Raw genomic sequence first — 389 nt, 5'->3', positions numbered from 1 at the left:
GTCACGGGGAAGTCCGAGGTTGCGAGATAGTTCTGAAGAGCGACTACGAAGGCTGCGCCGACGATAGGGCCGATCAGTGTACCGATGCCGCCAAGCAGCGTCATCAGGATCACTTCGCCCGACATCTGCCAGCCCACATCGGTGAGTGTGGCAAACTGGAAGACAAGTGCCTTCATGCCGCCTGCAAGGCCTGCAAGCGCTGCCGACATGACAAAGGCTGCGAGCTTGTAGTGATTGACGGAATAGCCCAGCGACACGGCGCGGTTTTCGTTTTCGCGGACTGATTTGAGGATCATGCCGAAAGGCGAATTGATGATGCGCCAGATCGCAAAGACCCCGATCACAAACACAGCCAGCACAAAATAATACATATTCATCGGCTGATTAAG

At 55.0% G+C, this 389-nt stretch carries 1 protein-coding gene; it reads right to left on the bottom strand.

Annotated elements, in window-relative coordinates; genetic code table 11:
* Positions 1 to 389: branched-chain amino acid ABC transporter permease (locus tag QSJ70_RS27425; protein ID WP_285541378.1), on the bottom strand; the 389-nt coding region annotated here is incomplete at both ends.

Origin of the sequence: Brucella sp. NBRC 12950, assembly GCF_030268145.1 — a bacterium.
Lineage (GTDB): Bacteria > Pseudomonadota > Alphaproteobacteria > Rhizobiales > Rhizobiaceae > Brucella.
Note: the sequence above shows the minus strand (reverse complement) of the source record. Positions and strands in the feature narration are given on the sequence as shown.